Origin of the sequence: Coxiella endosymbiont of Ornithodoros amblus (genome assembly GCF_019425495.1) — a bacterium.
Lineage (GTDB): Bacteria > Pseudomonadota > Gammaproteobacteria > Coxiellales > Coxiellaceae > Coxiella.
Genome location: NZ_VFIV01000046.1, coordinates 1 through 9,844 on the forward strand (window position 1 = coordinate 1; position 9,844 = coordinate 9,844).

Here is a 9,844-nt window from a genome sequence, read left to right on the forward strand (position 1 = left end):
CCCCCCGTTCGCACAAACCGGCAGCGCCATTAAATACCCCCGGATGCGGCGTACCCGTTGACAATCCTCATTGGTTTTTTGCCACGGCTTTTCATTTCTCCTCGTAATAATCCATCACTTCGTCCCGACCTTAATAATCGCATCCGGTGCGAAAGGCCGTCTACCAGAAGTGAAGTATAGAAGAATAGATGACTTTCACCGAAGGCACGGGATTCAAGTTAAGGTGCTTAGAAAAACGCATTGGATGTTTTTTAACCTCTTTCCTTAGATCCTCCCGTCTTCTTGACTGTGAGAGTTCCGTATTCTTGAACAATTCTGAGGACGATCTCGCACAAGGATGACGGCGTAGGGTTTTGCATCGTATCAAAACCGCAACGCTTGTTTTAAGCTTTGTTCTGATTGCCTTGCTAGAACGAATTAGATCTGTTGGCACCGCTCTTGCTCGTAAAATTTAGCATACCGGTAAAATGCGCCGTAGCTGTGTCCCATCGCGATCACAAGTCCGGGCCAGCCATCTAAAAAACCGAACTTGACAATATAGACTTTGACAAAAGTCCAGCTCATGTGGGCGATGGCTCGCAACATACAAGCTTTCCCATATTTTTTTTTAAGTCGGTCAACACCAAGTGTCGAATAGCGGTTTGCCTTGTACATCATTTCCGATAAGTCCTCGAAGGAGATCTGCCAAATAGGATTTTTTAAATAACCCATGGACTTGTTGCTGTGACAATGATAGTTTTCGTGGACGACATCAGGGACATAAGTGATCGCATTTTTTCGAAAGAGTTGTGGTTGACGATAATCAGGATACCAACCGCCGTGCTTAATCCAACGACCCATAAAACGATTTTTACGCGGTATTTTATAAGTATCCAGAGCATTATTTGAATTAATGATAGAAAGAATTTCATCGCGCGCCGCGGGCGTGCAGCGTTCATCAGAATCAAGACTAAATATCCAATCGTATTGACAGGCAGCGACAGCTTGATTACGTAAATCACCAAAACCGCGAAAAGGCACTTGGACAACTCGTGTTCCTAGTTTTTCTGCCAGCTCGGTAGTGCCGTCGGTGCTGTGTGAGTCAACAACAACCACTTCATCGGCCCACAAAACGCTTTTAATCGCATCTTCAATTTTGCTTATTTGATTATAAGCTATAATATAAACGGATAATTTATTCATAAATTTGTCTTACTCATCTTCGTTGTTCTGCGGGTGCATTCTATTCTAAATATTGTGTTTATCGATAATTTTTAACGTGTTCGCGGGATCATGCTCTCGGGAGAGGATTTCCCCCGCACACTTTGCATTTTCTTGGAAACGCGCATAATCACAACGGATTAAACATAGCGCTTCATAAATACACTCAGGCGATCGGTAGTCTATTACTTTTCCAGCTTGAAATCGCTCCACGACTTCGCCCATCCAGGTATTATTGACAGTAATAATAGGGCAGCCAGCGTATAAAGCATCTAAAGTAACACCGCTAAATTTATCCCGATAACTCACTCCATCATAAACTAAAAGGCCTATGCCGCCGATAAATAATCGTTGGTAATCTGCCTGGTCAAGCGCGCGATCATGAATAATTAATTTTGATAAGGGAATATTTGCCAAGCGTAACAAGGCGGCTTTACTTTTCTCATCATAACGCCCTGAAAAAGGAGGGGAAATTTGTAACTCAATGGGTAAGCTCTTTTCTTTTTCAGCTAAATATTCCAAAAAAGAAACTACCTCTGGAAATCCTTTATCCACTCGGGCTGCGCCGGCATAAACCACTTTCTTAAACGAATTTTGCTCCAAAGAACGAATAGGCGTCCCGTAAGTGGGGCAAGCCACAAGTTCACAGTGTTGAAACCCACTTTGTTGGAAAATAGTGAGTAACTTTGCGGTAGGAGCCATCATAATAAATTCAGGATTTTTTTTGGCTATCTTTTTTAGCAGCGCCATTTTCTTCCCAGAAACTTTAAATTGATGGAAATACAAAAACAGTTTTCCCTCATATTTTTTCTCTTTCAAAAGCCAATCGAGGTAAATTAAATCAATGCGCCCCGCCGTTGGGATAAAAATGGTTTTGCCAGAGCAAAGTAATAAACGTAAACAAAAAAATTTTTGCAGCTTGCGCCAGCGATGTCGAAAGTAAGGGCGAAGGCGGACACGTGCGCCAGGATAAAGGGCGCGCCCCCGTCGGTTCAACCATACATGAAGGTCATACTTAAAAGCGGCATTGGCCTGAATCAGGCTGTGCACATACGCATGGCAATGGCCTGTCTGATCCGCCAAGGTAGGCTCGATAATATGAAGCTCTCGCATCTATAGTGAATCCTCTCGCCCTATGTTATAATAAGCCCTTTATTCTAATGTTTATTTGACAGGAAATCATGCAGGAAGCCCCTAGACCAAGATATCAAAGAGTAAGAAAAACGACAGAGGTCCTTCTGGCTGCTACTGCCTTTTCTGTGCCTCTTTCAACAACAACCACCTGCATTTTATTCCCAATCGCGACGCTTCTCAGTTTGTTCAGCGATCCATGGCATAAGAAATGGCGTGTGATTTCGTCACACCCGGTTGCAATTTTCTTAATGCTATTTATAGCGCTCTATTTTATCGCGGCTTTCTATTCTATTGCGCTAAACCGGGATATTTTTCATCAATTTTCCAAAACGAGCAATCTCTTATGTGCGGTTATTTTAATTGGATTTTCGTGTGAGCCTCCTTGGCGACGCTATATCCTGAATGCTTTTCTTATCGCGATGACCATTACGCTCGGTTTGTCCTATATCAAATATTTCTTTAATACGCTCTTATTTTTCTCTACTCCTTTTGGGAAAAGTAGCGTTTTTAAAGATCATATTATTCAAAACTTCTTAATGGTTATCACCGCTTTTATTTTTCTTTATCGATCCTTAACGCCGGTAGCGCCTACCTTTAAGTTGAGAACCCCTAATAAATGGCTCAACCGTTCGATCTATGGAATCCTCACTTTTGCCGCGATCTTTAATGCCCTATTTATTAATGACGGACGTTCTGGTTATTTTATTTTTGCTACTCTTTTATTGTTTAGCGGCAGGCTTCATTTTGGGTGGTGCGGCCTCCTTGGCGCTCTCATTATGGCTGTGCTTTTAAGCGGTCTGGCGTATCATTTTTCGGATCAGTTTAGATCGCGGATTACAGAACTAGTTCAAAACACCGAACGCTATCAAAAAGGAGAAGCTAATACTTCTGTTGGCATTCGTATTCAATCTATAAAAAACGCTTATTTTCTTTTTAAGCAACGGCCGTGGCTTGGCCATGGTACCGGCGGGTTCCACATGGCTTACGCGACATTGCCGTTCGAGAAAACCAAGGCCACCGGCAATATGCGTCTCTCTTATAATGGTTATTTAAACGTTGGTATTGAACTCGGCATTGTCGGTGTTTTTCTTTTGCTGGTGAATTTCTTAATTCAATGGAAATACAGTTACTCGCTTTCGGGCGATTACCACTATTTCATGCAAGCATTATTGATTGGCATGATGATAGGTTGTTTAGGCAATTCGTGGTTAAGCGACACCACGGAACTTCATTTATACGCTCTTTTTCTAGGGGTCGCTTTCTCAGAAATGGCCGCAAGACAAGCAACGTGGACAGGGAAGCCTGAAGAAAAACTGCGTTCTTTTCAAACGGCATGAAGAAGCCACTAATCAATATTATCGGCGCGGGCCGCCTCGGCAAAACGATTGCCAGACTTGTGGTAACACATGAAGCGGGAATCATTAAGGGCGTTTGCAATGCAACGGTTAAAAACGCCAAAAGGGCGACTCACTTTATCGGCCAAGGAAAAGCTTTTAACACAATTGAAAGCTTGCCGCCCGCAGACATAACGCTAATAGCCACTCCAGACGATTATATCAAACCGTGCTGTCAACAACTATCACGAAGCAAAAATCTAAAACCGGCTAGCATTATCCTACATTGCAGTGGATCACTTTCTTCCAAAATTCTTTTTTCTGTTGTAAAGAAAGGATGTTTCACCGCGAGCGTTCACCCCCTGCAAAGTTTTGCTGTCCCCAAGCTAGTCCTCTCACGCTATCAGGGGACTTACTGCGCTCTCGAAGGCCACAGCCAAGCAATACCTCTCTTGAATAAGATTTTCACGACGATCGGCTCTCTCACTTTTCTCATTAGCGCTAAGAAAAAAGCCATTTACCATGCGGCGGGTGTTCTCGCCTCCAACTATCTCGTGACTATCGCGAATACGGCAGCGCACTGTTTGAAGGAGGCCGACGTTGAAGAGAAAATAGCGCTCGGAATGATTATCAATCTGATGAAGGGAACGCTTAATAATCTCGAAACCACTTTATCCCCTGCAAAATCGCTCACAGGGCCTCTTAAACGGGGTGATATCAATACCATTCTCAAACACCTTTACGCACTGCCTGATAAAAAATTATTAGAATTATACAAAACACTCGCGTTTTCAACGCTAGAAATAGCGGCTTTGCCAGAAGAAAAGAAAGAAAATATAGAAACCCTGCTCCACTCTTACGAGGGAAATCAGAGCGAAACGTAATGCATTTTTTCCATCGTTTCCAATATCATAGCGGGCTTCAACGACTTCATGCATTGCTGATGCCCATAGGGACATTCTCGTTTAAAACACGGACTGCACGGTAAATCCAATTTAGCTGTTTCGGCTTTTTTAGATAAGGGTGGCGTAAATGAAGGAGTCGTTGGACCATACACGGCGATTACCGGACGGTCTAAAGCAGCGGTTACATGGAGTAAACCCGAATCATTAGCTATCACCCCCGACGCCAATGAAAGCAAATGGACAGCTTCGCTGAGTGTCGTCACACCCGCCAAATTTCGAGCGCGGCCTTCCGTTAGCGATTCGATGCGATTTGCAGCCACTTTATCTTTTGAAGATCCAAATATCCATACCTGCCATCCATCCGCCAATTTCTTTTTGGCAACTTCAGCATAGTATTCCGCCGGCCATTGCTTGGCCGAGCCGAATTCAGCCCCTGGGCATAGGGCCAACAACGGAGCAGCGGGTTCTTGCAGCGCTAATCGACTTAACGCTGTGGCTCTCTTGGCCGGTAAAATCCGCAATTGAGGCCAGGGCAACTCTGTTGGCAGGGGTTCACCTTGACCCAATCCAAGAGCAATGTAACGATGGATCATCAGTGGTAAACGCTTTTTATCTAACCGACGAATGTCGTTTAGCAATCCATAACGCATCTCACCCGCCCAGCCGGTGCGTTGCGGTATATTGGCCCAATAAGGGATCAATGCGGATTTATACGAATTTTGTAGCACAATGGCTTGGTCGTAGCCTCGTTCTCGCAAAGCAACACCCAGACGATACCGCTCCCTTAATCGCACTGCCCCATGGACAAAAGGTGAATCAATCGTACTGCTGATTTCCGGCATCCCCTCCAGCAACGGTTTAGTCCACGCTGGCGCGAGGACGTCAATTTGAGCATCGGAATAACGGTGCTTTAGGGATATAAATAACGTCTGCGCCATTACCATATCACCCACCCAAGCCGGGCCCACGATCAAAATTTTTTTGCTGCTATTCATTAAGTTAAGCTGTAGATTCCTTAAAATTTTTGAGGATATATTTAGCTTCACAATAAGGGCAAGTCACATACCCTTCATGCTCAATAGGAAGATAAACACGCGGATGAGCGTCCCACAGGCGATCCTGCGGCATCGGACAGGAAAGCGGAAGATCAGCTTCTGTTACTTCGTAATACCGCTTTATACAACAAGCTCTCGGCTTTTTCATCATTCATCCTCGATTTATAATCTCCAAGATTCTAGCATAATGACGAGAAAATGGGAGCTGAGGTTACCGCCCACAGTAATTTTAATTTTGAGTTGGACATTCCCGCACAGAAATCAATTTTAGGAATACTTTATTGAAGTTCTCTGCTTCGATGCGTTCTTGTGTCTCCCTATAATCTTTGGAATAATGATCCACAAAGGGAATGGTAAACGTATGGCATCCTTAAGCGTATTTATATTTAAAAATAGGTTTAATTAGTATATGGCTCGATACGAACCACTCAAAACGATTACGCTGTCTTCTGGGAATGTTTATTTGCGCTCGCGCCAATTACCTGAATTGGTTCATTTAAATGACCCTGCTTTTGTGCTGATGACTGACTTTTATCAAACGCCACCCCATGTGATGCATCCGGATAAACCGATTGACGATGCCCTTAATGAAATGAAAATCCACGGAGTGCACCTGCTGCTGGTACAAGATGATAATAAACATATTATTGGCGTCGTCGGTTCGGAAGAAATTTTAGGTGAGCTACCCATTAAAATTAGCCAAGAAAAACGGATTAAACGTTCCCAGGTGTTAGTTAAAATGGTGATGACGTCATTGAATCAGATCTGCGCTTTTGACATGCACACACTGGAATACGCGAAAGTAGGAAACATTATCATTACTTTAAAAGGCTTGCACACCCACTATGCCTTAATCATCAATAACGAACATGATTCTCGCCAAATCCTGCGGGGAATTTTTACTACTTCACAAATTAGCCGTCAGTTACACATGGATATTTCTGATGCGATTGCCAAAGCACAATCTATTTCCGAGCTTCAAAAGCGGCAATCGAAAATTTAAAGACTAAATTCGTGTTTATATTCTTCCTTGGGATATGCAGGGAGACGTCGATAAAAACCCCTAGGTTACTGTACGCTTTTTGAACCGCAACCTTAATGATCACCTCCCACAATCTCTGATTATAAGGATGTTTGGGCCATTCTTTACCTTTTAGAAATAGAAACTTAGCTAAATAGTATTTAAAATTACCTAAACGTCCAATTAAAGTATAAATTACCTTTGTATTGACGGCTTTTACCGTGGTCAAGGTAATGATGAATCAGACTAAAGAGTTTCGGTTTATTATTTTTCGCCTCCCAAAGTTGATCACTCAAGAAATCGGTAAATCTCACACTCCCCATGCAATGCCATAGATTGACTTCAATATTCCCTAACCAGCGGTTAAGCACATGATCTTTCATTTGAATTAATCATTTTTTCAATAAGCGGAAGCCTAATCTCCTCATGTCCGGAAATTACCGTTAACTCAATAAACCAATACTCAGTCCATTCATCGCAATTAGAAACTCTTTCCGCTTGCTCAAAAACAGCTTTCGCATCGGAAAAGCAAGTTTCTTTCATTTCCTTGCTAATATTTCCTTGTTCCACATAATATTTTAGATCTTTAAAAAAGAGTTAATTGTATAAGGGACTAACCAGCCCCTTTCACAGACTTTCCAAAAAACCTTACTAATTTCGTCATCGACTTTTTTTAAGGGATTGGTAACGGTATTGAATTACTCGGGTGTACATCAGATTTCTATAAATACAGTAGTCATCCCGTTGATCTCTTCTAATTCTGAAAAACACTCATTTACTCTTTCAAAATCTCTTAATAAGATGCCGCTTCCAGCATTTTATTGAAAAGCTCAATCCGAATTGACTGCGACTCTTCACGTGTTACTGCTGTGGAAATTTCTGCGTTGTCAATTTTATCTAAAAAGAATTATTCCCTTGAAAAAGATACCTTGGATTTCTTGATAGAATGGATCAATGCATTCACCTTCAAGCCATTGTTTCACCGCGCCCACAACGGTGGATATGCCCTAATATCACACCAACCCCTCTTACAGGGAGGAAAGAAAAAAGTGAATACCTTCTTTTGTGGCCTCTGCTGTACCGATTTTCTGTAGAAGGAATAATCGGGTGTTCATAAGTTCACTATTAAATAAAGCAGATCGTAGTTAAACTAACTAAGTCAACCCATTGCGTCGGAGTAAATGGTTTCTCGGACATTAAAACTTCCAGCTTTTGCGGCCACGCGGATCATACGAACAAAAGTGTCTAGAGAGGGAGACACCCTGGGATAGAGATTCTAACAGAAATCAAATGCCCTTAGATCACGCAATTTTGCGATCAAACAATTTAATTCTGAACCATCCAAAGGAAAGTCATTATCAAGAATGTCAATCAATGCTGGGTAAGTTTTTACATTGCGCAACGTCGAATCATCTACTTTGGGACCAACATAAATGCCCACTGGAATAATACTTTTCACAGTCAACGACTGGCGCAACACTTTTTATTTTTCATGAAAAAAATTCCTTTTGCTTTTCGCTGAGCGAAACAACTCATCGGAATAAATAAAGTCCTTTTATTTTCAAAAAATTGTAACACTCCAATTTCCCAAGAAGGAATCTTATATTTTTTCTTCGTCCCTCATCAAACTCCCATACTCTTTCAAGAGCTTTAAAAACAACATCGAATCGCTTAAAAGAGATTACCATATCGATAATGCTGCTCCACAAAAAATTGCTTTTATCAATAAAATCAATCTCTTTCACTCTCTTAAAAAACTTCGACAAAAGCAAAATCTTTCATAATTTTCAGCTTTGAAATTAGTTTTGCCGCGCCGCGTACATTAATCACCTTATTGGTTTCATAAAAATCACAAACTACTTTAACCAGTTTCTCAATGCTAATAACGTTGAGATCTTTGCTAAAATTTTTATTATACCTTGACTCGTTTTCACTCCCTCTTCCCTTTGCAATAGAATAGTTTTCAAACATTGCCAAAACCGCTTTATTTACATAACAAGTTTGAAAAAGAGCATTAAAAGACTCTATAGTAAGTTCGTTGGAACTCTTCCACTTGAAGGGGCCCTGCCATCTGAATAACTCTTTTTTACAAGCTCAAAACAATTTATTTTTACTGCGGAGCCCTCACTTTTTTCCCGCAATACGAGTACGATTAGTAAGGCTTGAATAACAGCCTCTTTTTTTATGTTCGGCTGGAATCTCAGTAAGAAGCATTTCAATTTATGAAATAGTAGCGGCTTGTGTCCATCGCGTTCTTTATTTATAAAATTTCATTTTAATATAATGTAGCTTACTTATTAACATAGGAGTACAATGGCATTTTTATCTCTCTGAAGTTCTACGAAAAGATTATTAGCTATTTCAAAGTTCCATCAAAAAAGCTCTACAGTTCCATCAAAAAAGCTCTACCGAATCTTATCGTAAAGTTTAATCCAAATCGTCTCTGCTTCGTTAAACGAGCTAGTTTTTGTAGTCCCTAATGGGTGCCGATACGATATCTACAGTTTTCAGCATAAATATCTTTAAGTAAACTCAGCACCTTAGCCTTAGGGGCCTCTATTTTGAGTCTCTAAACTATCCAGCATCATATATCATATTATAAACTATGCACATCATGTTTAGAGTACGACTCGTCGCGCAACGAGGACGGCCGCCTACAGATAGCAATTATAAAGGCTCTCAAGCTCCTCGAAATAGCGCATTTTTAACGCAAACAGTGCCCCCCGAGTGTGCCATTGACTATGTTGGCGTCTACGGCTTGATAAAAAACTGTTTATGTCAATTTATAGGCCCTCCATTGTCCAAAAATATCGACCCATCAATTTAGCTCAAAAACATCTACTTTTGTTCTATAGCTCCAGATTCTGATTAATACTTCTTCACAAGACCTTGCATCTCGAAGCTATTGCGCCAGTAGTCACGAATAATCATTTTGAAAATCTTCGGATGTCGATACAATTTCCTTTTTTCGAAAATCCTTTCTAATTGCTCTAATTGGCATTTTTCTAAGATTTTCTCTTCTGATAATGGACTTCAGCAATAGCTATCCATAAGCTGGGTCTCTATGCAAAATACAAAACATATTCAATTAAATCAAGTTAACGGTGGATTAAGGATACGATTATGTATAGATTTTCAACAAACAACCCAATGAAAAGTGCGCTCTTTAAAGGGGGCGTTATAATGCGCCAACAC

Annotated in this window: 9 protein-coding genes and 1 pseudogene; 3 read left to right on the forward strand and 7 right to left on the reverse strand. The window is 41.2% G+C overall.

The features are described 5' to 3' along the window. Positions 1–417: 417 nt before the first annotated feature. Together FIV31_RS05975 and FIV31_RS05980 are read right to left on the reverse strand one after the other, a co-directional pair. Complete coding sequence (locus FIV31_RS05975) at positions 418–1,182, reverse strand: glycosyltransferase family 2 protein (RefSeq protein WP_280124138.1); 765 nt, start codon at positions 1,180–1,182, stop codon at positions 418–420. 45 nt (positions 1,183–1,227) lie between these two features. Continuing rightward, positions 1,228–2,313: a glycosyltransferase gene (locus FIV31_RS05980; protein WP_280124139.1), complete on the reverse strand. Its 1,086-nt coding sequence runs from the start codon at positions 2,311–2,313 to the stop codon at positions 1,228–1,230. 68 nt (positions 2,314–2,381) lie between these two features. Between FIV31_RS05980 and FIV31_RS05985 the strand changes: the two genes are divergently transcribed. After that, positions 2,382–3,671, forward strand: a complete 1,290-nt coding sequence (locus FIV31_RS05985; RefSeq protein ID WP_280124140.1) for an O-antigen ligase family protein — start codon at positions 2,382–2,384, stop codon at positions 3,669–3,671. After that, positions 3,668–4,552 (forward strand): Rossmann-like and DUF2520 domain-containing protein, encoded by an 885-nt coding sequence (locus tag FIV31_RS05990; RefSeq protein WP_280124141.1) that lies wholly within the window; start codon positions 3,668–3,670, stop codon positions 4,550–4,552. The genes FIV31_RS05985 and FIV31_RS05990 overlap by 4 nt, the downstream gene beginning before the upstream one ends. Here FIV31_RS05990 and waaF read toward each other — a convergent pair. From waaF to FIV31_RS06005, 3 genes are all read right to left on the reverse strand, one after another. Then, positions 4,537–5,568 (reverse strand): lipopolysaccharide heptosyltransferase II, encoded by a 1,032-nt coding sequence (gene waaF, locus FIV31_RS05995; protein WP_280124142.1) that lies wholly within the window; start codon positions 5,566–5,568, stop codon positions 4,537–4,539. The two genes, FIV31_RS05990 and waaF, sit on opposite strands and share 16 nt — an antisense overlap. Before the next feature lie 4 nt (positions 5,569–5,572). Then, positions 5,573–5,779 (reverse strand): zinc-finger domain-containing protein, encoded by a 207-nt coding sequence (locus tag FIV31_RS06000; protein WP_280124143.1) that lies wholly within the window; start codon positions 5,777–5,779, stop codon positions 5,573–5,575. A gap of 78 nt (positions 5,780–5,857) precedes the next feature. Then, positions 5,858–5,971: a hypothetical protein gene (locus tag FIV31_RS06005; RefSeq protein ID WP_280124144.1), complete on the reverse strand. Its 114-nt coding sequence runs from the start codon at positions 5,969–5,971 to the stop codon at positions 5,858–5,860. Between the two features lie 66 nt (positions 5,972–6,037). Here FIV31_RS06005 and FIV31_RS06010 point away from each other — a divergent pair, with 66 nt between their 5' ends. Next, entirely contained in the window at positions 6,038–6,631 is a 594-nt protein-coding gene (locus tag FIV31_RS06010) for a CBS domain-containing protein (protein WP_280124145.1), read from the forward strand. Here the strand turns inward: FIV31_RS06010 and FIV31_RS06015 are convergent. Together FIV31_RS06015 and FIV31_RS06020 are read right to left on the reverse strand one after the other, a co-directional pair. Continuing rightward, a pseudogene (locus tag FIV31_RS06015) lies at positions 6,628–8,143 on the reverse strand (CBU_1665 family Dot/Icm T4SS effector). The gene FIV31_RS06010 and the pseudogene FIV31_RS06015 sit on opposite strands and share 4 nt — an antisense overlap. Before the next feature lie 255 nt (positions 8,144–8,398). Then, positions 8,399–8,620: a hypothetical protein gene (locus FIV31_RS06020; RefSeq protein WP_280124146.1), complete on the reverse strand. Its 222-nt coding sequence runs from the start codon at positions 8,618–8,620 to the stop codon at positions 8,399–8,401. Positions 8,621–9,844: the final 1,224 nt, after the last annotated feature.

What these genes read in the sequence shown, in the direction of transcription:
- waaF (WP_280124142.1), bottom strand. Translation starts at nt 5,568, where the DNA reads ATGAATAGCAGCAAAAAAATTTTGATCGTGGGCCCGGCTTGGGTGGGT.
- FIV31_RS06000 (WP_280124143.1), bottom strand. Translation starts at nt 5,779, where the DNA reads ATGATGAAAAAGCCGAGAGCTTGTTGTATAAAGCGGTATTACGAAGTA.
- FIV31_RS05990 (WP_280124141.1), top strand. Translation starts at nt 3,668, where the DNA reads ATGAAGAAGCCACTAATCAATATTATCGGCGCGGGCCGCCTCGGCAAA.
- FIV31_RS05980 (WP_280124139.1), bottom strand. Translation starts at nt 2,313, where the DNA reads ATGCGAGAGCTTCATATTATCGAGCCTACCTTGGCGGATCAGACAGGC.
- FIV31_RS05985 (WP_280124140.1), top strand. Translation starts at nt 2,382, where the DNA reads ATGCAGGAAGCCCCTAGACCAAGATATCAAAGAGTAAGAAAAACGACA.
- FIV31_RS06010 (WP_280124145.1), top strand. Translation starts at nt 6,038, where the DNA reads ATGGCTCGATACGAACCACTCAAAACGATTACGCTGTCTTCTGGGAAT.
- FIV31_RS06020 (WP_280124146.1), bottom strand. Translation starts at nt 8,620, where the DNA reads ATGTTTGAAAACTATTCTATTGCAAAGGGAAGAGGGAGTGAAAACGAG.
- FIV31_RS05975 (WP_280124138.1), bottom strand. Translation starts at nt 1,182, where the DNA reads ATGAATAAATTATCCGTTTATATTATAGCTTATAATCAAATAAGCAAA.